This window comes from Lacinutrix sp. WUR7 (genome assembly GCF_016864015.1).
Lineage (GTDB): Bacteria > Bacteroidota > Bacteroidia > Flavobacteriales > Flavobacteriaceae > Oceanihabitans.
This window is the reverse complement of the sequence record NZ_CP045067.1, coordinates 2,850,272-2,876,034: the sequence shown is the minus strand read 5'-3', so window position 1 is coordinate 2,876,034 and position 25,763 is coordinate 2,850,272. Positions and strand designations below refer to the sequence as shown.

20 protein-coding genes and 1 other RNA gene are annotated in these 25,763 nt (G+C 32.1%); 11 read left to right on the top strand and 10 right to left on the bottom strand.

Features of this window, described 5'->3' with window-relative positions; all coding sequences use genetic code 11:
• Positions 1–3: 3 nt before the first annotated feature.
• Positions 4–915: a patatin family protein gene (locus tag FG167_RS12590; protein WP_203458591.1), complete on the bottom strand. Its 912-nt coding sequence runs from the start codon at positions 913–915 to the stop codon at positions 4–6.
• Between the two features lie 10 nt (positions 916–925).
• Positions 926–2,929, bottom strand: a complete 2,004-nt coding sequence (locus FG167_RS12585) for a M1 family metallopeptidase (protein WP_239004388.1) — start codon at positions 2,927–2,929, stop codon at positions 926–928.
• 94 nt (positions 2,930–3,023) lie between these two features.
• Here FG167_RS12585 and recG point away from each other — a divergent pair, with 94 nt between their 5' ends.
• The gene (gene recG / locus FG167_RS12580) at positions 3,024–5,126 is read left to right on the top strand and encodes an ATP-dependent DNA helicase RecG (protein WP_203458590.1); all 2,103 of its coding nucleotides are present in this window, start codon (positions 3,024–3,026) and stop codon (positions 5,124–5,126) included.
• Between the two features lie 89 nt (positions 5,127–5,215).
• Complete coding sequence (locus FG167_RS12575; protein WP_203458589.1) at positions 5,216–5,806, top strand: hypothetical protein; 591 nt, start codon at positions 5,216–5,218, stop codon at positions 5,804–5,806.
• Between the two features lie 108 nt (positions 5,807–5,914).
• Here FG167_RS12575 and FG167_RS12570 read toward each other — a convergent pair whose 3' ends face one another.
• A complete protein-coding gene (locus tag FG167_RS12570) occupies positions 5,915–6,229 on the bottom strand; it encodes a winged helix-turn-helix transcriptional regulator (RefSeq protein WP_203458588.1) in 315 nt (104 codons plus the stop codon).
• 162 nt (positions 6,230–6,391) lie between these two features.
• Here FG167_RS12570 and FG167_RS12565 point away from each other — a divergent pair, with 162 nt between their 5' ends.
• On the top strand, positions 6,392–8,233 hold the full coding sequence (locus FG167_RS12565) for a PLP-dependent transferase (RefSeq protein ID WP_203458587.1): 1,842 nt from the start codon (positions 6,392–6,394) through the stop codon (positions 8,231–8,233).
• Between the two features lie 66 nt (positions 8,234–8,299).
• Here the strand turns inward: FG167_RS12565 and FG167_RS12560 are convergent, their stop codons facing one another.
• Positions 8,300–9,064 (bottom strand): hypothetical protein, encoded by a 765-nt coding sequence (locus tag FG167_RS12560; RefSeq protein WP_203458586.1) that lies wholly within the window; start codon positions 9,062–9,064, stop codon positions 8,300–8,302.
• Positions 9,065–9,286: 222 nt separating this feature from the next.
• On the opposite strand from FG167_RS12560, the gene pheT reads away from it, so the two are divergent.
• The gene (pheT, locus tag FG167_RS12555) at positions 9,287–11,713 is read left to right on the top strand and encodes a phenylalanine--tRNA ligase subunit beta (RefSeq protein WP_203458585.1); all 2,427 of its coding nucleotides are present in this window, start codon (positions 9,287–9,289) and stop codon (positions 11,711–11,713) included.
• A gap of 9 nt (positions 11,714–11,722) precedes the next feature.
• Positions 11,723–11,911: a hypothetical protein gene (locus FG167_RS12550; RefSeq protein WP_203458584.1), complete on the top strand. Its 189-nt coding sequence runs from the start codon at positions 11,723–11,725 to the stop codon at positions 11,909–11,911.
• Between the two features lie 107 nt (positions 11,912–12,018).
• On the opposite strand, the gene FG167_RS12545 is transcribed toward FG167_RS12550, so the two are convergent.
• Complete coding sequence (locus FG167_RS12545; protein WP_055442230.1) at positions 12,019–12,213, bottom strand: cold-shock protein; 195 nt, start codon at positions 12,211–12,213, stop codon at positions 12,019–12,021.
• A gap of 208 nt (positions 12,214–12,421) precedes the next feature.
• On the opposite strand from FG167_RS12545, the gene FG167_RS12540 reads away from it, so the two are divergent.
• Entirely contained in the window at positions 12,422–12,658 is a 237-nt protein-coding gene (locus FG167_RS12540; RefSeq protein WP_203458583.1) for a DUF2007 domain-containing protein, read from the top strand.
• A 75-nt stretch (positions 12,659–12,733) separates the two neighbouring features.
• Here FG167_RS12540 and FG167_RS12535 read toward each other — a convergent pair whose 3' ends face one another.
• Complete coding sequence (locus tag FG167_RS12535) at positions 12,734–14,353, bottom strand: ABC-F family ATP-binding cassette domain-containing protein (RefSeq protein WP_203458582.1); 1,620 nt, start codon at positions 14,351–14,353, stop codon at positions 12,734–12,736.
• Positions 14,354–14,577: 224 nt separating this feature from the next.
• Between FG167_RS12535 and FG167_RS12530 the strand changes: the two genes are divergently transcribed.
• Positions 14,578–16,011, top strand: coding sequence for a hypothetical protein (locus FG167_RS12530; protein WP_203458581.1), 1,434 nt, complete (start codon positions 14,578–14,580; stop codon positions 16,009–16,011).
• A gap of 34 nt (positions 16,012–16,045) precedes the next feature.
• Here the strand turns inward: FG167_RS12530 and FG167_RS12525 are convergent, their stop codons facing one another.
• The 4 genes from FG167_RS12525 to ffs form a co-directional block, all read right to left on the bottom strand.
• Positions 16,046–16,477 carry a hypothetical protein gene (locus FG167_RS12525; RefSeq protein WP_203458580.1) on the bottom strand — a complete coding sequence of 144 codons (432 nt, stop codon included), beginning with the start codon at positions 16,475–16,477 and terminating at the stop codon, positions 16,046–16,048.
• Positions 16,478–16,527: 50 nt separating this feature from the next.
• The gene (locus FG167_RS12520) at positions 16,528–20,478 is read right to left on the bottom strand and encodes a T9SS type B sorting domain-containing protein (protein ID WP_203458579.1); all 3,951 of its coding nucleotides are present in this window, start codon (positions 20,476–20,478) and stop codon (positions 16,528–16,530) included.
• 70 nt (positions 20,479–20,548) lie between these two features.
• Positions 20,549–21,352, bottom strand: a complete 804-nt coding sequence (locus tag FG167_RS12515) for an SDR family oxidoreductase (protein WP_203458578.1) — start codon at positions 21,350–21,352, stop codon at positions 20,549–20,551.
• Between the two features lie 123 nt (positions 21,353–21,475).
• An RNA gene (gene ffs, locus FG167_RS12510) (signal recognition particle sRNA small type) lies at positions 21,476–21,573 on the bottom strand.
• Between the two features lie 88 nt (positions 21,574–21,661).
• Here ffs and FG167_RS12505 point away from each other — a divergent pair.
• From FG167_RS12505 to FG167_RS12490, 4 genes are all read left to right on the top strand, one after another.
• Positions 21,662–22,696 (top strand): glutaminyl-peptide cyclotransferase, encoded by a 1,035-nt coding sequence (locus FG167_RS12505; protein WP_203458577.1) that lies wholly within the window; start codon positions 21,662–21,664, stop codon positions 22,694–22,696.
• A gap of 1 nt (position 22,697) precedes the next feature.
• A complete protein-coding gene (locus FG167_RS12500; protein ID WP_203458576.1) occupies positions 22,698–23,087 on the top strand; it encodes a thioesterase family protein in 390 nt (129 codons plus the stop codon).
• A gap of 200 nt (positions 23,088–23,287) precedes the next feature.
• Positions 23,288–23,686 carry a thioesterase family protein gene (locus FG167_RS12495; RefSeq protein WP_203458575.1) on the top strand — a complete coding sequence of 133 codons (399 nt, stop codon included), beginning with the start codon at positions 23,288–23,290 and terminating at the stop codon, positions 23,684–23,686.
• A 97-nt stretch (positions 23,687–23,783) separates the two neighbouring features.
• A complete protein-coding gene (locus FG167_RS12490) occupies positions 23,784–25,355 on the top strand; it encodes a hypothetical protein (RefSeq protein ID WP_203458574.1) in 1,572 nt (523 codons plus the stop codon).
• The last annotated feature ends 408 nt before the right edge of the window (positions 25,356–25,763 follow it).

Sequence of the window (25,763 nt, the reverse complement as noted above, 5' to 3'; positions counted from 1 at the left end):
TAATTAATACTTTACCGCAACCGTACTAGAATCTTTGCCATGCTTATCTTCTGCATACAAAAAACCATCTAACCACCAGGCAGTCATTAGTTTTTTACTAAATATCAAAGAGTTTTCTGTAAGCTTTGTTGGTGTATAGTATAAATTCAGCTTTACGTTTCTGTGCTTTGCTGCCAACTTACCAATAGCAATATCACTTTTTTCTACCTGATCTAATAAGTGTCCAAATAAATTCAACATCAATGAAAAAGGGTTTTTACCAAGCACCTTATTGTACTCCATATTTTCACTTTCCAATATAATTGCATCAATTTCTGTCGCACCACGCTTAACCGCTTCACGTATAGGCACTACACAACCAAAAGCACCATCTGCATATTCAAAACCATCTACTTTTGCTAAAGACATAAACGGAATATAGTTACAAGAAATCCAGATCCAGTTACAAAACGCTTCATAACTAAACTCTTTAATAGACTTATACTCTACTCTATTTTTAGAAAGATTAGAAACCGTTACCACTACATCTTTTCCGCTTTTTATAATCGCGTTAAACTCCTGTTCCGTAAAGTTTCGCTTGATATGTCTTCGCAAGCTTTTACTTTCTCCAAAAGTTCTTTTTCGCTTAATAAACTGCCAAATAGAATTCACATAATTAATAGAAACATATTCTCTTCCGTCTTTCTTATGCTGCACAAAAGGGTTTACGCTAAAAATATTATGCTGACTCACATTTGTAAACATATCATACAGCTTACCAACATCATTTAACGCCAAATGCGGCACTAACAAGCTCCCTGTAGAAGTCCCCAAATACATATCGTACTCGCGTTTTTCATGTTCTATTAAATATTGCGCTACTCCGCCGGCAAAAGCACCTTTACTTCCTCCGCCAGATATTACTAATGCTCGCATTAAATTATTTTTAGTTAGTTATTTTTAAACTTTCTTTATGCTTTTCAAAAAAAGCTTTAGCAAACTTTTTTAATCGCCAGTTATGATGTTGTGCCGCTTGCTTATAATGATTTACAATCACCTCATTTCTAATCTCTAAAGATTCTAAAAAAGAAAACGCTTGCATTCTTATTTCATAATTATATGCTGGTGAGGTATATCTAATTAACTCCGTTAAATGCGCTTTCTTTTCGTCAACAGCATAATCTGGAGTCACCAAAGATAAGGCTAACCAAAGCAATCTAACGTTTTTATTAGGCATACCAATAATACGCTTTGTTTTATCTAAATACACACTTCTTTCTTTCGGAAAATTAGTCCAAAGATTATATAATGCAGTTTCTATAGTTACATAGGATTGATCTTCTAAAAGCGATTCATAATCTTTCTTTAACTCGGAAGGTATTTCTACTACACTTTGCGCTATTGCTTGCCTTACCTTAATACTATTTTTAAATACTTCGGAAGTAATTTTTCCTGGCACCTGAGAAATTATCTTGCTTTTTGCTTCGTCCGAAATCCCTGAAGTCAAGTAATAATCACACTTCGCATTAGCCGCTTCACAATCTACCATTAAGTATTCAGCAATAAATGCAGACTGTCTTTGCAAAGAAGCTTCTACTTCCTCATAGTAAAAGGTTTTGTCTTGTAACCATTTAGCAACAAAAGCACTTAAATCTTGATCGCTTGCTTGCGCAACTTCATCTATAAAATTATCTGTCTCCACATTTTGAAATGCATACTTCTCTAAATAACTCTTAACTGCCGTTTTAAAAGCGATATCCCCAACTTTTTCATGCAACATATGCAAAACGATTGCTCCTTTCTTATAAAACGTTAAGCTACTCGCTTTCGCATTCATAACTTCGGTACTTGTCCCTAATCGATCTTGTGCTGCTAATTCTTGTGCGTATTCATATAATTTAAAATAGTAATAGTCATCCCCAAAAACGTGTCGCTCTGCAAGTAATGCGTAATACGTCGCAAAACCTTCTTGAAGCCAATGGTGCGTTCCCGAAGTTTCGGTTACCAAATCGCCAAACCACTGATGTGCAAGCTCGTGAGCATTTACATTTACGTAGTTCTTATCTACAAAGGCGATTTCGTCAATCATAAAAGCATCCGAAAAAATAGTACAACTCGTATTTTCCATGCCTGCATACAAGAAATCATGCACAGGAACCTGTTTGTAATTCTGCCACGGATAAGCAAACCCTATTTCTTCTTCCAAAAAATCGAACATCTCTTTAGAATACCTATATGTTGGTTCGACTTTTAACAAATCTTCCGGGTAATAATACATCTCCAAAGGAATACCGCTTTTTGATATCTCCACTTTTTTAGCATACTTACCAACCACCAATGCTGCCAAATAGCTAGACATTGGTTTTTCCATGTCGTATTTCCAGAGCACATAATCGGAACTCTCATTTTCTAACACCAAATTTCCGTTAGAAATCACTTCATAGCCTTTTGGAGCAGCAAAAGTAAGATCAAACTCTATTTTATCGTTCATATCATCTATACTTGGTAACCAATGACTTGTGTTTTTCCCTTGTCCTTGCGTCCAGATTTGGTTTCGCGCTTCATCCTCCCAGCCCACAAAATACATGGCTTTTTTAGGGGAAGCGAAAAATAAGAATTGCAGTTTATTATCTTCGGAAGGCTTGAATTTCTTATAGATAATCAGCTTTTTACCATCGTTCTTGTATTTGATTTTCTTTCCGTTTAAAGCAATATTCTTAAACTTCATATGCACAGCGTCTAAATAAATAGAATCTGTTTTTTTTAGGATATCGAAGCGCGCTTCATAAGAATCATAAAGCGTACTATCTATTCGAATCTGATTAAAAAATACCACAGCATCTACCTTTTTAAAATCCACAAAATCTGTCTGTTGCGCTTTTACAACAAGAGAAAACAGGATTAGGAATAAAAACAAAATACGCTTCATAGCTCTTTGAATTACAATCATTACGCCAAAATACAATTTTTTATGATTCCTGTGAAAGCAGGAATGACAAACCTTTTCTTTTAAAATATATCCAAAAACACTAATTTCGTTCTTTATGAGTATAAACCTGCAAACCCCTATAGATTATTTAAAAGGTGTTGGACCAAATCGTGCTGATTTGCTTCGCAAGGAGTTAGGTATTCATACCTATCAAGATCTTCTTAATCTTTTTCCGAATAGATATATAGACAGAACACAGTTTTACAAAATCAACCAATTACAGCGTAACAATGCAGATGTTCAAATAGTTGGTAAGATTATAAAGTTTGAAGAAATTGCTCAAAAACGCGGCAAAAGACTCGTTGCAACCTTTCAAGACGAAACCGGAACGATGGAACTGGTTTGGTTTCGAGGACAAAAATGGATTCGAGAAAGCTTACAACTCAATACGCCCTATGTAATCTTCGGAAAAACCAACTGGTTTAGTGGCAAGTTTAATATGCCACATCCAGATATTGAGCTTCAAAAAGTACATGAAGAGAATTTACGTTCTTCGATGCAAGCCATTTATCCTTCTACCGAAAAACTTTCTAACAAGGGAATTACCAATCGTGTAATGACCAAAATCATGCAACAATTATTTTTAGAAAGTAATGGAAAATTCGTAGAAACCTTACCTGAAAATATTCGCACAGAACTAAAATTAGTTTCTAAACCAGAAGCTATTTTTAACATCCATTTTCCAAAGACACAAGAGCTACTTTCTAAGGCACAATTTAGGCTGAAATTCGAAGAATTATTCTACATACAATTACAATTAATTTTAAAAAACTTAATCCATAAATCGAAGATAAAAGGCTTTCCTTTTCCAACGGTTGGAAATTATTTTAATTCCTTTTTTAAGAACCATTTACCTTTCGAATTAACCAATGCACAAAAACGCGTTTTAAAAGAAATTCGTCACGATTTAGGAAGCAATGCACAAATGAATCGCCTTTTACAGGGAGATGTTGGCTCCGGAAAGACCATTGTAGCACTAATGTCAATGCTTATAGCGCTTGACAACGGTTTTCAAGCTTGCTTAATGGCGCCTACTGCTATTTTGTCAGTACAGCACTATAACGGATTAACTGAGTCGTGTAAAGAACTGAATATCAGCATTAAACTATTAACAGGTTCAAGTAATACTTCAGAAAGAAAGAAAATCCACGAGGAGCTAGAAAATGGCGAATTACAGATCTTAATAGGTACACATGCGCTGTTGGAAGACAAAGTAAAATTCAAGAATTTAGGACTTGCAATCATCGATGAGCAGCATCGATTTGGGGTTGCACAAAGAAGTAAATTATGGAAGAAAAACACCTCTCCTCCGCACATTTTGGTAATGACCGCAACACCAATTCCTAGAACATTAGCCATGTCTGTTTATGGTGATTTAGACATCTCTTTAATTGATGAATTACCAGCAGGAAGAAAGGCTATAAAAACGGTCCACAGATACGATGGAAATCGGCTAAAAGTTTTCCGTTTTATTCGTGATGAAATTGCAAAAGGAAGACAAGTTTATATCGTCTATCCTTTAATTCAAGAAAGCGAAAAAATGGACTATAAAGATTTAATGGATGGCTATGAAAGTATCTCTAGAGATTTCCCAATGCCAGAATATCAAATCTCTATTGTACATGGAAAAATGAAACCTGCAGACAAAGATTTTGAAATGCAACGTTTTATTAAAGGTGAAACGCAAATCATGGTTGCCACTACAGTAATTGAAGTTGGTGTTAATGTACCAAATGCATCTGTTATGATTGTAGAAAGTGCAGAACGCTTCGGTTTAGCACAATTACACCAATTACGTGGTCGTGTTGGTCGTGGTGCAGAACAAAGTTACTGTATACTTATGACCAGCCATAAACTCTCCGAAAACAGCAAAAAAAGAATACAAACCATGGTTAGAACCAGTGATGGTTTCGAGATTGCCGAAGTAGATTTACAACTACGTGGTCCTGGAGATATCATGGGAACGCAGCAAAGTGGTATTTTAAACCTTAAAATTGCCGATATTGTTAAAGATAACGACATATTACAATTGGCGCGCTTTCATGCCAAACAAGTGCTTAGTAAAGACCCTTCTTTAGCATCCACACTAAACCAAAGTATTTTAAATACCTACAGACAAATGAGTAAGTATCGAAATATTTGGAATTACATATCCTAAACTACTGTACAAACTGTTAATAAATCGTAAATTCATATTGGTTATTCTATACTGTTTGCAGACTGCCAATAAATTTGTAAATTACAACTATGAAACAATTCACTATACTTTTCGTTTTCCTAGTATGCACTGCGACAAGTTTTTCGCAAATTAGACATATTGAACCTCCTAAAAAAGTAATTAAAAGTCCTGCGACTGAATCTAGACCTGATTACAGTATAGACGAAGCGAAATTAGAAATTGGCAAATGCCCTTTGTTTTCTGATGAATCAAATTTGCGATTTATAAAAGTTTTTAAACACAAAACAAATGCTTTTAATCCAAAATTCGCAAAAGTATATTTATACAAATACGAACCATGGAAAATAGGAAATGGAGCAATAAGCGGAGTTAATTCTTTAAATAGTTTTTATGTTTACAGTTACAAAATTCAGTTTGATAATGATTTAATAAAATTAATTTTGATTGGCGAAGAAGATTATGATATAGTGCAAGCTACTTTAAATAGAGAATATTCATTGCGTTTAGAAAATCAGATACATATTGATATTAAAAGTTTAGAGCAATTAAAACTTATAGAATCTATATTAAATAAAGAAAAACAAGCGGACTTGCTTTTTAATAAAAACTATAAGCTTATTGAGTATTTTCCCGATGAGCTACCTATAATTTGGGATTAGTCTTTTGTAAAAAGGAACAATAAGAACACGACCGCATATATCTTGATTTTAATGCAAAACAATTTACTAACGCTTCACATTCTCTAAACCCAAGCAAGCACCTAAACCTCATAACACGCTTTCCAAAGATTCACCAGGAGTACTTAGCGTGTACTCTAGTTTAAGAGAAACTACGGGATATACTTTTCTAGGAATCAAACTGTCTTTCTCTAATTCTCCAACAGTTTGCGTGAACATCTTATTCGAAACACCTATAATCGCTTCAAATAAACGTGTATCGATGTTTTTGGAAACGACCGTAAAACATTTCAAATCAAATTTGTACTGACTTTCGATGGCATAGCTATGAGCTAACCTATTCTTCTGTTGTCTATGCCAAATAATTAGCGTTTTTATTATACCATTATTAAAATACAGAAGCATTTACAATCATCTTTCTGTACTTTTTTCATATAATCAAGCATCTTACCATTATTGAATTCTCAAGCTCATAAACATTAAGTTAAATATCTTAAAACTATCTTATAACGCTTCATAAAAAAAACTAATTACTGTACCTTGCAGACCTATTTAAAAGCAAACATTATGAAAGCAAATACAATGCTAAACTATATAAAGAACGTAATAGAAAACATGCCAACAGACTGGCTAAACCTAACAACGCATCGATTAGATATTTATGATGAAAAGTTAGCGAAAGTTCAGTTTACAGAACAGTTGGAAAACTTATTTAACAAGAATGATTTCACTCCTTCCGCATTAAAGGAATTACCAACTGCTTATGATTATATTCGATTAGGCCATCCTTTATCTTGCGTACTAGAATGGACACTTGCAAACTTGCAGGATCAAAAATCAGAAAATGTAATCAGTTTTTCCTCGAAGACTATGCCTGTTTTGGCTATTCTAAGAAAAAACTTATTAGAAAATAAAAACACACAAATCGCTTATACAGGAGAATTACCGGCATGTTTTGATGCAGAAACACTGAGAAACATTTATGGCTATACCTTCGAATTAAAGCAAGTTGAAAAGATAGCAGATATTCCTAAATGTAACGGAACTAGTATTTTCCTTTCTCAAGAGGATAAAATCAACGCTATAGATAGTAATCCTAATGTGGATTTTTTCATTCATTTACATGGACATTTAGGAAGTGTGCTAATAGTTAACGGCACGCAAAATGAAAATTATGTTTCCGATATTCAACATGTACGTCGTAGAGAATCCATCGCAATGACGCCTGCTAATTGTCTTACTGCTTTAAAAGCATTAATAGAGCAATCTTCTATCACAAACAAGCAAAGAGACACTGCAAGTAAAACAAGTGTCTTAGAATCTGTTACAGCAATTACAGCGACACAAACAAAACCTTTAGTGGCTTCTAGCGGATTATCTATTCAGTATGCCATTTTAATGGGATTAATTCACGATGCCTTAGAAAATCACAAAGGAAAAGCGATTAAAATTGTAGTTCCTCCAAATTGTTATGGTGGTACCAATGACCAAGCGAGACGTGTTGCTGCCTGTATGGATAATGTAGAAATAGTAGATCTTCTAGTAGACGGTGATAATGATATGGTGCAAAGTATTGATAGCGTTTTAACCGAAATTGCAAATCAAGATGCGATACCTTATATCATTGCCGAAATACCAACAAACCCAAGAGTAGAAGTTCCTGATCTTATTCAATTAAAAGAAGTTTTAAGTAGAGAACGTAAAACGGCGACTGGTGCAATTGCTATCGACCCTGTTTTTATTTTAGACCAAACATTTTGTCCGAATGTACACTTTTTAGGAAAAGAGGATATTCTATCAAGCGTTAGAACCATTTCTTTTGCTAGTGGCTCTAAATTCCCAAGTGGCGGGAAATGTACAGCTGGTTATTGCGTAGGAAATCAAAAAACCATTGCTTTAATGGAAAAAATTGAAATGCATTTAGCTCTTTGTGATAACGAAGCTACCAATCTTCAATATGAAATATTAGCAAAGCAACTGCCTTCTATGAATCAGAGAATTATAGACGCATATACCAATACTCGTGAATTTGTAAACTTTATTCAGGATACTTTACCAGGAGCAAAAATCAATTTTGTATCGGAAGAGTTAGCAGAACAAGGCTTCACCCCTTCTGTGTTCTCTTTAGACCTTCCAACAAAAGGAAATACAGATGCAGAAAGAGAAACATACAAAAGAGCACTTAATCTTAAATTAATTCATTTAATGATTACAGAAATTCCTAATGAGAGTAAGTTTTGTGTGAGTTACGGACAATTAAAAGGTTGTTACTGGACCATTCCAGCAACGTCAACACAAGGAACTACTAAAGAAGGCGATAAAGATTATATTGTTCGCGCTTCCCTTTCGCCAAATCTAGACTTAGAGCTTCACAAAAAAGTGTTTAAGCAATTTGTAGCAAGTATATAAAAAAGCCATATACCTGCTAAAAAGCAACAAGGTATTAAAATAACTTATCGGAATATTTTCGGTAAGTTATTTTATATACTTCGTAAGTATTTTTCTAAGAAGCGCGATATCACTATCTTTTTTACGACTTAAATTCTTTTTATTATCACATTCAAATAAAGAATAATCAATTTCAATCAAATTGATTTCCTTTTTTTGCAATACCAGCTTTCTTCTTTTGTTGTATTTTTTTATTTGTTCATTTCTAGTAATACCACTAACAGTCATCGCATCTAATTTTTCTAGATCCGCCTCTGTTTTGTTTTGTTTTTCTAAAAACTCAATAACTAAGTTTGCATCTTTATAAAAGGCTGCCAAAGGTAATTTTGTTCTTGTTTTTCCTTTTTTATGCATATCACCTAATAAAAAAGAAAAGGTATGTTTACGGGAAGCTTTTTCTTTAAGTAATTCGTCACAAAGATCTAAAATATAGAATTCGTCGCTATTCTCTCTTTTGCTTTTTACTTTTTCCTTTTTAGACGCAGCGGTTTCCGTTTCATCAGGAACAAACGTAGCTCCTTCTCTTACCAAGTACCAATATACAGCAGTTTCCGTACGTTGTGCATGTACAGAAGGAATTGTATTTAGTAAATCTTGCTTATCTAAATCTCGTAAAACTTTTCGAAGAGGCAATCCCTTTTTAGTATCTTTATTAAAAACACCTGCTTGTATTAAATCTTGCATGATGTCTTTTGCAGGAATCCAATCTTTATCTGTATTAGTGTTAAAGTAATTTTCTATTACTTTATTTATCTGTGTTACTTTGTCTTCCTTGTTGCGATTGTTTTCCATGATATACCTTTTTACATTACTTATATTGACTACAAATAAAGGAGCGCAAGATAAGTTAATATTATCACGAAATAATTATACAATCTGTATTAATTGCGTATTAAATATTACACTTTTATTCTTCATATTTAATTTACCAAAAACTCATGCTACAAAACTTATAACAATGCTTGAATGCTAGCTGCATTATTTTATCTTTGCATTTCAATTTAAAGAAGGGCAATGAAAATATCATACAACTGGTTAAAACAGTTTATAAAAACCGATTGGACAGCAGAACAAACCGAAGAACTACTTACAGACTTAGGTTTAGAAGTAGAAGGAATTAATGCATACGAGTCTGTTAAAGGAGGATTAAAAGGTATTGTGGTTGGTGAAGTGCTAACATGTATACAACACCCAAATGCAGACAGATTAAAAATAACCACAGTGAATATTGGCGCCGAAACTCCTGTTCAAATAGTTTGTGGCGCACCTAATGTTGCTGCAGGACAAAAAGTACCTGTTGCTACTATTGGAAGTACTTTATATACCGAAGAAGGTGAAGCTTGGACGATTAAGAAAGGAAAGATTCGTGGCGAAGAAAGCCATGGAATGATTTGCGCAGAAGATGAACTAGGTTTAGGAAAATCGCACGATGGCATTATGGTTTTAGCCGAGGATACTGTTGTTGGTACGCTTGCTTCTGCTCTATTTAATATTGAAAACGATCAGGTTTTTGAAATCGGACTTACACCAAACCGAGCAGATGCCATGAGTCATTATGGAACTGCAAGAGATTTAAAAGCTGGCTTTTTACAAAAAGATATTAATGTAGAGTTAATTACGCCATCCGTTAGTGCTTTTCACGTAGATAACAGAACGCTAAAGATTGACGTAGATGTACAAAACAAAGAATTAGCACCAAGATACTGCGGAGTTACTATTTCTGGTATAAAAGTTTCAGAATCACCAGATTGGTTAAAACACCGATTAAAATCTATTGGTTTAACTCCGAAAAACAATGTTGTAGATGTTACCAATTATGTTTTACATGAACTTGGTCAACCACTTCACGCTTTTGATGCTGCCAAAATTATAGGAAATAAAATTGAAGTAAAAACCGTTGCTGCTGGAACAAAATTTACAACGCTTGACGAGGTAGAAAGAGAATTACACGAAGACGATTTAATGATTTGTGATGCAGAAAAGCCAATGTGTATTGCTGGTGTTTTTGGCGGAATTGCTTCTGGAGTTACAGAACACACCACAAGTATCTTTTTAGAAAGTGCATATTTTAATCCGATTAGTATTAGAAAAACGGCAAAACGTCACGCATTAAACACCGATGCTTCTTTTAGATTCGAAAGAGGTATTGATCCAAACATTACAGAATACGCCTTAAAACGTGCTGCTTTATTAATTATAGAGCTTGCTGGAGGAGAAATAACTAGTGATATTATTGATGCATACCCTAATAAAATAGAAGACTTCCAAGTCCGTTTAAGTTTTGATAATGCGGAAAAACTAATTGGTCAAGAAATACCAAAAGAAACTATTAAACGTATTTTAAGTTCTTTAGATATAAAAATAAATAATGTAACCGAAACGGGATTAGGTTTAACCGTTCCTGCATACCGAAATGATGTGCAACGCGAAGCAGATATCATCGAAGAAATTTTACGTGTTTATGGTTATAATAATATTGGTTTTACAAATAAGTTAAACGCCTCTATTTCTAACTCTTCAAAATTTGAAGATCATAAATTGCAAAATATTATTGGTAACCAATTAGCGTCCCAAGGTTTTTATGAAATGCTTGCTAACTCGCTAACTACTCCTGAATATATTAAATTAGACGAGCAGCTAAAAGAAGAACATAATATTGTAATGCTAAATCCTTTAAGTAACGATTTGTCGGTAATGAGACAATCGCTTTTATTTTCTGGCTTAGAAGCACTTTCTTATAATATTAATAGAAAACGTAGTAATGTTAAGTTTTTTGAATTCGGAAAGACCTACCATAACTTTGGCGAAAATCGTGAAGAACATAAGCATCTTACACTTTTAGTAACTGGAAATAGAACTGCTGAAGCCTGGAATGGTTTAAACAAACCTAGTGACTTCTTTTACTTTAAAGGAACAATCACAAGTATATTAGAACGTTTAGGTATTTCTAGATTTAAAGAAACACCAACTAAAGATGCTATTTTTAGCGAAGGATTAACTTTAGGTTTAGGAAAAAACAAACTAGTGAGCTTTGGTTTAGTAAAGAAAAATATTTTAAAGCATTTTGGAATTAACCAAGAAGTATTATTCGCAGATTTTAATTGGGATAATATTATTGAAGTTGCAAAACACAATAAAATTAAATTTAAAGAAATTCCGAAATACCCAGAAGTACGTAGAGATTTTGCTTTATTATTAGATGATGCTGTTTCTTTTGAGTCTATTCATACTATTGCGAAACAAACTGAAAAGCAGCTTTTAAAAGCCGTGAATTTGTTTGATGTCTATCAAGGTAAAAACTTACCAAAAGGTAAAAAGAGTTATGCGGTTAGTTTTACAATACAAGATGAAAACAAAACACTTACCGACAAGCAGATTGATAAGATTATGAATAAGCTACAAGCAAATTTTGAAAAACAGCTTGGCGCAGAGTTAAGATAAACACTAAAGATGGAAAATAAAACACCACAAAAAAGCATATTTAGCTTAATATCTGGACTAATCTTTTTAGGTCTTGGTAGTTATATTGTTTACCGATATTTTTTCGGAAATGAAGTAATCTCCACCTTAAGACTAGCATTATCAATAGTAATTATTGGCTTTGGAGCATATCGATTATACAATTACTTTAGTGCCTAATAAAATGACAACGAATACCGTGTGATTTTAAAAAATTAAATAAAATACCAACAAAAAAGCCTTTTCAGAAATGAAAAGGCTTTTGTCTTTTTAAAGAATTGTAATACTTAGTCTATTACTTTAACGTTTATTGCGTTTAATCCTTTTTTTCCTTCTGTAAGTTCAAATTCTACAGCGTCTCCTTCTCTAATCTCATCGATTAAACCAGAAATGTGTACAAAATGCTCTTTGTTGTTGTCGTCTTCTACAATAAATCCAAATCCTTTAGAATCATTGAAAAATTTTACTGTTCCTTTACTCATCGTAATATATATTGATTAATTTATAATGACAAAGATAGTTTTTAAAACGTTATATAACCATTTCGCTGCAACTTTAGTATTATTTTTTTTTATTAAACGTAAGATAATGCAATAAACAACGACCATTAAAGCACTTTTGAAAACAAAAAAAACCGTTTAAATATGGTATTTTTTTTGTAACTTTAAGAGAACACAAAATCTAAAAACTATGGAAGAGTCTAATTATATTAAAATCTACACAGGAAATTTTATTGTAACACAATTAATGGTTGATAAATTAGAAGCCGTTGGTATTACTGCTATTATTAAAGACGAATCGGAATCTGGTAGATTAGGTGGTTTTGGTACGTTTAACCAGGGCACACAAGAGCTATATGTTAATAAAGACGAACTAGGTACTGCTTTACCAATTGTAGAAAGCGTTACAGCAGAGATGCAGGAATAAATAAGGCTATAACAAACAAGCAAAAAAAATCCTGAAGCAAAACTTCAGGATTTTTTTTTATTTATCTTTTTACAATTAAACGGTATACATTTTATCACGTAATTCTTTAATTTTAGAATCTTGCATGTACTCATCAAAAGTAGTATGTCTATCTATTACACCATTTGGTGTAAGCTCTATAACTCTATTTGCTAATGATTGCGCAAACTCATGATCATGTGTAGAAAACAAGACCGTACCTTTAAAGTTTTTAAGCGAATTGTTAAACGCTGTAATACTTTCTAAATCCAAGTGATTTGTTGGTTCGTCTAATTGTAAAACATTAGCTCTTACCATCATCATTCTAGATAACATACAACGTACTTTTTCTCCTCCAGAAAGTACATTCGATTTTTTTAGTGCTTCTTCACCACTAAAGATCATTTTTCCTAAAAAGCCTCTAATATAAACTTCTTCTCTTTCTTCTTCTGTAGTTGCCCATTGACGTAACCAATCTACTAGAGATAAATCATTTTTGAAAAATTCACTATTATCTAATGGTAAATAAGATTGCGTAGTTGTAACTCCCCAAGCAAATTTTCCTGCATCTGGTTGTTCTTTGTTATTTAAAATTTCGTAGAATGCTGTTGTTGCTCTAGAATCTCTAGAGAAAATAACCACTTTATCTCCTTTATTTAAATTTAAATCTATGTCTTTAAAAAGTGTTTCTCCTTCAATAGAAGCTGCTAATCCTTCAATATTTAGTATTTGATCTCCTGCTTCTCTTTCTCTTTCAAAAATAAGTGCTGGATAACGACGACTAGAACGTCTAATATCTTCAATGTTTAACTTATCAATCATTTTCTTTCTACTTGTTGCTTGTTTAGATTTTGCAACGTTTGCAGAGAAACGACGAATAAATTCTTCTAATTCTTTCTTTTTATCTTCCGCTTTCTTGTTTTGTTGTGCATGTTGTCTCGCTGCTAATTGCGAAGATTCATACCAAAAGGTATAGTTACCAGAGAAGTGATTAATTTTTCCGAAATCAATATCTGAAATATGTGTACAAACCGAATCTAAAAAGTGTCTATCATGCGATACTACAATGACACAACTATCATAATTTGCAAGAAAATTTTCTAACCAAGAAATAGTTTCGTAATCCAAATCATTGGTAGGCTCATCCATAATTAACACATCTGGATTACCAAACAAAGCTTGTGCTAATAAAACACGTACTTTTTGTTTACCATCCAAATCTTTCATTAAGGTATAATGCGCATCTTCTTTAATACCTAAATTAGAAAGCATGGTAGCGGCATCGCTTTCTGCATTCCAACCATTCATTTCTTCAAACTTTACTTGAAGCTCTCCAATTTTTTCGGCATTAGCATCGGTATAGTCTGCATAAAGAGCATCTATTTCTGCTTTAATTTTATATAAAGGTTTATTTCCTTTTAAAACTGTTTCTAAAACAGTGTCTTCATCATGCAAGTTGTGATCCTGTTCTAAAACAGACATACGCTTCCCTGCTTCTAAATGAACATGTCCAGAAGTTGGATCTTGCTTTCCAGCAATAATTTTTAAGAAAGTAGATTTTCCTGCTCCATTGGCACCAATAATACCATAGCAATTCCCGTTATTAAAGGTTGTATTTACTTCATCAAAAAGAATTCGTTTTCCAAATTGAACGGAAAGATTAGAAACTGATAACATAATTGTATTTAATTTTTTTAACACCTTCACCTTAGATTTGGTGAATGAGGATGCAAAAGTAGAAAATTCAAACCATAAGAAGAAACTTCTAAAGCTAAAATAATGTTTATAAAAAAGTTTAAATTCTGTGATATCGTTATAACTTTTAACAGCGAATTAACAAGAGGTATAACTTGCAAGGCATACTTTTGTTAAAGAGACTTAACAACGTTTTTTACTTAAATATGAGATTACTTTATTCCATACTATTATTAACACTTACCTTTTTTTCATGCAAAAAAGATGTTGCTACAAACGAAGGTGAAACGGCTTATATTGGTGGTGAAATAATAAACCCTATTGATAAACAGTTAATTATACGTAAATCTAACACCATAATTGATACTATTTTATTAGATAAAAAAAATAGATTTTTATATAAATTAAATTATTTAGAAAGTGGTTTATATACGTTTAAACTTCAGTCTCAAAATGGGGAAGAATTTCAACTGGCTTTACTTGAGCCAAAGGATAGTATTATGATTCGATTAAATACTATAGATTTTGATGAATCTTTGGTATTTACAGGAAATGGCGCAAAAAAGAATAATTATTTAATCAATATGTTTCTTGAAAATGAAGAAATAAACGAAAAAATATTAAGCTACTATCAATTAGAACCTATTGCTTTTGAAAGAAAAATAGATTCTATTAGAAGACTTAGAATCGCCAATTTAAACCTGTTTCTTGAAAAAAATAATACTTCTAAATTGTTTCAGCAAATTGCAAAAGGCAATATCGATTACAACTACTATTTAAGTAAAGAAATTTATCCGTTTGCTTATTATGGTGATAATGAAATAAAGAATTTACAATCGTTACCTGTAAATTTTTATAAATACAGAAAAGATATCGATTATAATAGTATTGCTTTAAAAGACTATTTTACCTACAAGACATTTTTAAGATATCATTTTAAAAATCTAGCATTATCTGAACATTTAAAAAAATCGAAAGACAGTATATTAAAAAGAAATTCTTACTGTTATAATTTAGATAAACTGAAACTAATTGATAGCTTGATCACAGATAAAGACATTAAAAACCCTTTGCTAAGTATCTCATCAATTGACTACATTAATAAAACTAAAAACATAAAAGAGCTAGATGCTTTTCTGGATTTTTATTATGAAAAAAGCACGGATACAAAAGACAAAAATTATATTGAAAAATTAGTTAAATCCTTAAAGCAATTACAGACTGGTAATAAAATACCAAATGTAACTTTGGTAACGTATAAAAATCAAGAAGTAGATTTACATAAATTAATTAAAAAGCCTACTGCTTTATATTTTTGGTCTAAAGATTACAAATCTCATTTACAAGAAAGTCATGCTAAAGTAAAAGACTTGATGTTAAAATACCCAGAAGTAAACTTTATTTCTATAAATATAGATGATTCTCATTTAAGAGATAAAAGTCGGGTTTTACAGCAATATGATTTAACCTATCGAAATGAATACCAATTAAAGGATCCGAAACTAGCAAAAGAAATATTGGCTATAAACCCAATAATAAAAGTAATGTTAGTAGACAGAAAAGGAAAAATTATAGATCCTCATACCAACTTATTTTCTATTCAATTTGAAGAAGAGTTATTAGGATTGTTGAATCAATAGTACCAAAATATCGTTTCCAACTTCTTCCTATCTCCTACCCGTCTATAGAAACTCCTATTTGTTTGTTGTTTTTAAAATGAACAGAAAAGAAATAGTTCTTACCTTCTTTTTCTTGAAATATCATTTCAAATCCTTCGGTATTAACGGAAATTCCTTTTAATTGAAAATGTGTATCCAAAGATATAAATGCTAATTCTGCGTTTTCATATTGTTCTTTTAGTGCATTTCCTGCTTCTAACTTAACAGCCGACTCATTATTTAAGGTTTGAAGTAAAATTTCTTTTTGCTCTTTAAATAGACCTTCAATATTACCATCAATTAATATTTCAACATCGGTATCAAGATACCTTCTATTAACCAGCCAACCTATTCTATTTCCGTTGGTGCTAAAACTTTCTATTTCTCCAAAATCAGTATCCGTAATTTTTAGCTTATCCCTACCAAATAGTTTCCCTAATATTTCCATTTACTTTGTTATAACTCTATTTAATCCAACTACACCAAACAGACAATTACTTATCTTTTAAGTGTAAAATGCGATTTAAACTCTTTCTTGGTTTTATTTATAGGATCTATATACTCTACGGTAAACCAATAATCAGAAGTCGGCAAATCTTGACCATTAAAGGTACCATCCCAATCTGGACCAGAAGGACTTAACTCTTTCATTAATTCTCCATACCTATTAAAAATATAAATCTTTGCGCCTAATTGGTTATTAACTCCTAGAATATTCCAGGTATCATTATATCCATCATTATTAGGTGTAAATACTTTAGGGTAATCTACAATTATTACTTCGTGCTGTAATTCTTCGCAATTATAAATATCTCTAACTTTTACAATTTGAGTTCCTCCTAATACGTTCTCAAAAATTGGTGAGCTTTGCCAATTGCCTTCGTATAAACTGTACTCATAAACACCACTACCAGCTACAATAACTTCAAAGGTGCTGTTATCAGAAAAAGCATTAGTTAATACATCAACTGTGATGCTTTCTGGAGGATAAGATGCTACAACTTCTGTTGTTCCAGGAATAGTACAACCTGTGATTCTATTTGTAGCATTTACAGTATAAAAACCTACACTTGTAGCATTAAAAGTAGGCTGTGTTTCGCCTGGAAGAGCATTTGCTGCAATAACATCTACTCCTGTATACCATTGAAACGTAAACTCTGTGCTGCTTAATTTTGAGTCTATTGGTGGATTTTCAATAAAAGTTTCGTTCACTGCATTCAAAACACTACCATCTGATGCCAAACAAATAACATATTGATCTTCTATATCTATTTCTGGAACTGGATTAACTACGATAATTAAAGGAACAACTTGAAAACAATCATTAGAAATTGGTTGCACTCTTACGTAAATAGTTTGTGAGAGTAATGTCGAATTTGTAAAGTTTGTAAAATCGGTTATGTTCATAGTATTTCCTACAATAGCATCTGCTTCAACTTCGTAATAAGTAAATGTAAAATCTGCTGCATTTAAACCATTTAGTATCTCTGTTTCCGATCTTGTTAAATCAAAACTATCAAATCCATCATTATCAATTTCACATTCTGTTAGAGGCTGCGGATTAGTATTTAGATTATCATATAATATAGTGTTTAATGTTAGTGTGGTTTGAGAAGCACAACCATTAGCTCCTGTTGCTAGTATCTCAATATTATTGATTAAAATAGTACTTAAATATTCTGTTGGATCTGGAATTGGGTTGTTAATATTTAAATCATTTTGTGTTTCAAAATAAGTTAATATAATAGTATTATCTCCTGCAGTTACTTCATTATTTATAATGGTAAGATCATATTTTGTATTTACCACATCATTACACTTATTAATTGTTGTAGGTGTTACAACTATAGGGTTTTGATTTATTATTAAGTCAAAACTCATATCTGTTGTAAAGCACTCCTCAGGATCTGCTAATCCATTTCCATTATCATCAAACTGTGCTCTAACAAAAATAGTTCTTGGAGAAACATTATTAAGATAAGGACTTACAATTGGGCTTGCATTATTTTGTGCATCTACTAAATTTTCATGGTAACTAATTAATATTGGTCTTACCTGTGCTCCAATAACTTCTATGTTTTTGGTGGAAAGATCATAAGTTGCAGAATTCGTATCACTACAAAGGGGATAGTTTGTAATTGTATTTTGTTCTGGCAAAGCATCTACCGTTAAGGTAATATGATTTCCTAAACCTAAACAAGCGTTAACATCATCGCTATCTATTCTAACAAAAATATTTTGAACATTTGGCGATGCATCGTTTCTATGATTACTTATGTCTAGAATCTCGTTATTTTCGGCTAAAGCATCTGCTAAACTTGTATAATACGTAATACTTATACTCTGTCCTGTTGGAAATAACGCTTCAAATTGCGCTGTTGCATCACTAAAATCAAAAGTTGCAATGCCATTTGTATTATCATTATCTATTTGTTTATCATCACAAACCGCATAATCTAAATAGAATGCCACTGGAATTTGAGTAACTCCTACTATTAAATCTATTCTAGCTACTCTATAACAATTATTTACAGTTTCTATTCTAGAATAAACAAAACTATTCAATGGTGTTGGATTTGAATAGTTCGTGAAATTTGTAATTTGATCTGCTACTAAACCAGTTTCTGCTTCTACCTGTGTAGGATAATAAGTAAAAACTTCATTTATAGAATTGTTTGAAATTAAAACATTAGCTTCTGTTAAATTAAATGCCGTAATACCATCTGTATCATCATCACATTGTTTTAATACATACGTTGGCCCCACTGGAGTATTAAGCACTGGTAAGGCAAAAACTTCTATATTAAAACTTGTTTGAGCTGCACAGGTTACATTTAAATTATTGGTCATCTCTACATAAATAGTTTGACCATCGGCAACCGTGTTTGTAAAATTAGTAACATCGGCAAAAGGAATTTGATTGGTATAAGCCGCATCCAAAAAGTAAGTCAATGTGAAATCAGAGGCTGATTGCGACATTAAAATTTCTGAGGCACGATCTTCTAAATTAAATTTTATGAATCCATCACTATCTGTACCTACGCTATTATTGTCACAAAACGCTAAATCTGTAATTACTTGATTTGGAAATGGAGTATCAAATAATTCAATATCAAAATTTGTATCTGCTACGCAATTAGTACTATTTATATTACGAACTCTTGCATAAATTGTTTGACCTGTAGTTACAAAATTTTCGGTTGCTGGTGGAACAATTTGAGTAGTGTAAGCGGAATCGGTAAAATATAAGACTTCAAAAACAGCAGGATTTTGACCATTTAAAATGGAAGTATTATTGTCTTCTAAGTTTACAGTTATACTACCATCATTATTTGGATCACATTCTGGGTCCGTTATAATATTCATAGCAGTAGGTTGCTCTACAAACTGAACAAGAATTTCATCATCTGCAACACACCCTATAGCAAGAGTTGCTTCTACTTTATAAATCCCTTCCCCTAAATTAGCATTGTAAGTTTGACTAGTTTCTCCTGGAATACTTATAAATCCAGTTCCATTGTCAAAAAACCATTCGTAAGATGCAGCAACGATGTTAGCATCTAATAAAACAGATGTTCCGCATGCAGCGTTATTAGTTGCAGAAAGTTGTGGCAATCCTAAAGATGCTTCTAATACAAAACTACCAGCTTCTAGAAAAACTGCGGAATCAAATTGAGAATCTCCTTGATCTGCTATAACTAATTTTATTTCATAAGTTGCGTTTGGTATTACAGTTGCCGAAGCTGTTAAAACAACAGTTCTTCCTCCATAGTTTGTATCCCCAAGATTATAACCTTCAAAAAATCCTGGATTATTTGCACTACATCTACCAGGCACGTTCGGTCTTACATTAATTGTACTAACAGGAACGGTAGTTCCTGGAATAAGAGCTAAATTTATATAGTTTGTACTTCCTACTTCTCTTAATAAAAAAGCAAAAGAATCTGCATAAGTACATTCATCGTTCATATTATACTCTTCAGAAGCCATCAAATACCTAAAGCTAATATTACTTGAAGTTGGGCTAAAATTAAACTTAATAAAAGTGGCATCTGCAGTACCCGCTATGCCAAGAGCATTTTCTAAATCAGCATCGCCACTGGTATTTAATTGATTATCATTATTTACATTTGAAGCTGTATTTCCTGCAGGAAATGCTCTTCCAGTGGATAAAATAATACCTTCTGAAAATGGAAAACTTGTATTACCAGGAGGTCTTGTAAAATAACCATAACTTTTTGTTGTATTATTACTTGGACCTCCAAAAACTTGTTCCGAAAAATCACCAACAACGGCACAATCACCACTAATAAGTACGCTACGCACTAAATATTCTAAATCTCGATTTGATTCAGGGTCTGACGCATCATTTATACTTATTATTTGTGCATAATTAACACCTGCTAAAAGCATAAAAAATAACACCAACCCGTTTTTTATTTTTCTCATATCTATTTTCTGTATAAACAGAAATCTAATTAATTATTATTTAGCCCGAAAATCACTTTCAAAATACCGTTTACAATTTGTAATGGTTTAACAACATTTTTTCATAGACTTTATCTGGCAATATACGTTTTAAAACAATGGAGAATTTTTGAAGAAACTCCCCTACTTTATAATGCACATTAGGTTTATTCGTATTTATTACTTTATAAACTGCTTTTGCCATAAGCAAAGGATCTTTACCTTCATCTACATGCGCATCCATTAACTTTAGCGTATTACCATACGGTTTTTTGTATGGCGAATTTTCTTGTATTGGCGCATGAAAACGTCCAGAAGCAATATTAGTAGCAAAATCACCAGGAGCAATATTGGTCATCTCAATATTAAAGTCTTTTATTTCCATTCTAAAAGCTTCGGTAATAATTTCTAAAGCGCCTTTGCTTGCAGAGTAAATCCCTCTATATGGAAGTCCCATATATCCAGCAATAGAAGTAATATTTATTATTAAACCAGATTGTTGGTTTCGCATTTGTGGTAAAACAGCCTTAATTACATTTATTGGTCCAAAAAAATTGGTTTCAAAATTGGCTTTTATTTCTGCTTCAGGTATTTCTTCAATGGGTCCTGTTATACCAACTCCTGCATTATTTATAAGTATATCTAACCTACCTTCTGCCGCTACAACTTCCTTAATTGCTGCGGTAATGGTTTCGGTTTTGGTGACATCTAAAGCGATAATTTTAAAAATACTAGAAGTATAATTATTCGGACTTCTACTAGTACCATAAACGGTGTATCCTTTTTCGGATAAAAATTCACCAACAGATTTACCTATCCCTGAAGAACCTCCAGTAATTAAAACAACTTTAGACATACATGTATATTTAAGGTTTCAAAAATACAATTTTAATGAGAGATTCCCATTATTATAGGAATTCTATAAACCAAAAAAATCTTGATTCGCTATTGCTTTCAAGATTTGAGTTTATTGTATAAAAAAAGGCAAGCTACCTACATCACACTGCTCAACCATTTACCTTTGCTTCGTTCCCGACCTGGAGGATTCAACAGGAGCTAGTTGTGTAGGACTTGCCGACTGCAAAGGTACAAACTTTTTATTTTTTTACAATGTTTTTTTTAATCGAATTTTAATAAATATCTTGCATAAAACTTTTAATCCAACATGAGAACATTCAAATTACTCACAATCATATTTTTAGCTACTTTTATTTTATCCTGCGGAAGTAGTACTACACAGAAAAAAAACGACTTTACCCTTGTTACTAATGCAAAAAATAATGCTTTAGCTCTAGGTGAAGCCTTAAATCTGTCTATAAAAAATCCTAAAAAGCATACTATTACATCGGTGAGCTATACTTTAAACGGAGAAACTATTTCAGAAAAAACGACATTAGAAAACACAAAACTTGGAGAACAAACATTAGAAGCGACTATTACCTTTGATGGTGAAACGCAAACTATTTCGCAAAAGCTAACCGTTTTAAACAATACGCCTCCTAAAGTATATACCTATAAAATTATAAACGAATATCCGCATGACATTACATCCTACACACAAGGATTAGAATTTCATAATGGAGACTTATACGAAAGTACAGGACAACATGGCGAATCTAAACTTAGAAAAGTAAACTATAAAACCGGAGAAGTTTTAAAGAATATAGATTTAGAAGATGCTTATTTTGGTGAAGGTTTAACCGTATTAAATAATAAAGTATACCAACTTACTTGGCAAAGCGGAACTGGTTTTGTGTACAATGCGGATACTTTTGAAAAAACAGGTAGTTTTAAATACAATAAAAGTAAAGAAGGTTGGGGAATTTGTAATGACACCAAAACCTTATATAAAAGTGATGGAACAGAAAAAATATGGACTATCAACCCAGAAACACTTTCTGAAGAAGGTTATATTCAAGCATACCACAGCCAAGGAAAAGTGGTTGGACTAAATGAACTAGAATGGGTGAACGGAAAAATATACGCAAATCGTTATCAAAAAAATGGTGTTGCCATTATTAATCCTACCAACGGAGCAATTGAAGGTGTTATAGATTTTTCGCCATTAAAAAAGCAAGTGACCCAACATCAAGGTTTAGACGTATTAAATGGTATTGCATACAATCCGGAAACAAAAACGCTTTTTATTACAGGAAAACGTTGGGATAAATTATTTGAAGTTGAAATAATTAAAGAATAATTTGAAACCTTTTGAAACCACAATAGTAGTTACAGAACATGATTTAGACGATCTAAATCATGTTAATAATGTACGTTATGTACAATGGGTAAATGATATTGCAAAACAAAACTGGGAACAAATTGCTCCTCCTACTATTAAAGAGGAATATTTCTGGGTCATGCTATCTAATCATATAGACTATAAACAAGCTGCATATTTAAACGATACTATTTTAATTAAGACCTACGTCTCTAAATCGGAAGGAGTAAAATCTACCAGAATTGTTGAGATTTACAACAAAGACACCTCAAAATTATTAGCTAAATCGGAAACCAACTGGTGTTTAATCCGTAAGAAAACACAAAAACCTACTCGTATTACTTCAGAAATTAGAGATCTTTTTTTATAGCAAGCAGTCAATTTACTGAACTAATTGATAATGAGATTATTAACCAATACTGCATAACAACTAAAAAAATGGTTTTATAACCAATTTAATTTCCAGAGAACCTCTTCTTTACTATATTTAAATAATCATCTTTCTCCAGAAAGTCAGGGATTAATAGCCAATTTTTATTAAACACTATTTTTAATTAAATACGCTATTAAATGAACTTTAAAAAAACTTTCGAATTTTCAGTTACTGTTACTAAAGATGATTTAGACGAATTCAACCACGTTAACAACATTCGTTATATACAATGGATTCAAGATATTGCTAAAGCACATTGGCAACAAATTGCCACAGAAGACATCTATAATTCTTATTTTTGGGTAGTTAGAAAACACATAGTAGACTATAAAGCCTCTGCACACTTATATGACGAAGTAAAAATAACCACCAAATTTATGGATGCACAAGGAGCGACAGCAAAAAGCATCATAGAAATGCACAATAATAGCACACAAAAAATAATACTAAAAGCAGAAACTACTTGGTGTTTAATGGCTACACATACAAAACGTCCTACTCGAGTAACCAAAGAAATTGATGCTATTTTAAATTAAAAAAATGGAATAGATACTAAAATCTAGTTTCAAAAGTTATATTTTTAACGCTTAAATCGCATTTTACTATTTTTGCCTTTCAATCTGTTTATTATATATGAAAAAGACACTATACTTTTTAATCTGTTTCAGCTTTCTTTTACTTTGGAGTTCTTGTAGAAAAGACTTTAACTTTTCTTCTAGCAATGGTAATCTTGGTTTTTCTAAAGACACTATTTATTTAGATACCGTATTTACCAATATTGGTTCTAGTACGTATAACTTAAAAGTATATAACAGAAGTGATGAAGATATTAGTATACCAAACGTCAAACTGGCTTTAGGTGAAAGCTCTGAATACCGATTAAATGTAGATGGTATTGCTGGAAAATCTTTTGATAATGTAGAAATTCTTGCAAAAGACAGCATGTATATTTTTGTCGAAACCACAATAGATATTAACGACTTACCAGCTCTTAGTAACGATTTTTTATACACCGATAAAATAGAATTCGATGCTGGAGGAAACCTACAAACCGTAGAATTAGTAACGCTTGTTCAAGACGCTGTCTTTATTTATCCAGATAAAGATAATACCACAGGAGTTATTGAAACGCTTACCATAGACATTGGAGGTGAATCTATTGAAACCGAAATTCAAGGGAGATATTTAGAACCCGATGAATTAACTTTTACCAACCAGAAACCCTATGTAGTTTATGGCTATGCAGCAGTACCAAACAACCAAACCTTAAATATTGAAGCTGGAGCAAGAATTCATTTTCATGCCAATTCTGGACTTTTAGTTGCAGAAGGCGCTTCCTTACAAGTAAATGGAGATGTAAGTACAGACCAAGAATTATTAGAAAACGAAGTGATTTTTGAAGGTGATAGATTAGAACCTGCTTTTGCAAATGTACCAGGACAATGGGGAACGATTTGGTTATTAGAAGGAAGTATTAATAACACTATAAATCATGCAACTATAAAAAATGCATCTGTTGGTATTTTAAGTGAAAGAAACCCTAATGAGACCACAAATACAAATAAACTAACCATAACAAACTCGCAAATTTACAACTCTAGTAATTTTGGCGTTTTAGGAAGAAACACCTCTATTGAAGCAAATAACTTAGTAGTAAATAATGCCGGACAAACTAGTTTTGCTGCTACTTTAGGCGGAAAATATAATCTTACACATTGTACTATTGCTAACTATTGGTCAAATAGTTTTAGACAGTTCCCAGCCTTATTAATCAATAATTTTCAAGAAACAGCAGACGCTACTTTTTTAGCAAATCTAACAGAAGCTAATTTTAATAACTGTATTATCTACGGAAATGATAATCCGGAATTTATACTCGACGAAATTGAAGATCTTGCTAATCCAACATTATTCAATTTTAAATTCACAAATTGTTTAGTTCGTTTTCCTATAGATAATCCAAACTTTAGTGGCGAAAATTATATTTTTGCTGGACCAAATTACGAAAACATTATCTTTAATCAAGATCCAGACTTTAGAGATACTAGTGCAAATGATTTCATTATTGGAGATGATTCTGCTGCTAATAATCTAGGAAATGATTTTTACGACTTTTTTGCATCTCAAGTACCTTTAGATATATTAGAAGAAAATAGAACAGTTTCACCAGATTTAGGTGCATATCAGCATATTACTTTTGAGTAGATTAATATTATAGTTAGAACCTGCTCCTTTCTTTAGCTAAAGAGAGGTGCAGGTTCCGGTTTACGGAATCGTAGAGTTTGACCTAAAATGCGAAGCTATTTTAAAATTCACATTCCTAATTATCTTAACTCCTCTTTCTTCAAATGCCAAAAGCATTTAAATTCATTCTCCTCTTTACAAAAAGAGGAGAGCCTTTTATGATACCATTTTTATGTAATTAGAAAACAATGCTGTATGTTATGAAAACACCTCGTTCCTATAACCAAAATCTCAAATAACACCTGCACCTCTCTTTAGCTAAAGAGAGGTGGATTTTCTGAAAAGAAAATATGGAGAGTTTGACCCAAAATACGAAGCTATTTTAAAATTCACATTCCTAATTATCTTAACTCCTCTTTCTTCAAATGC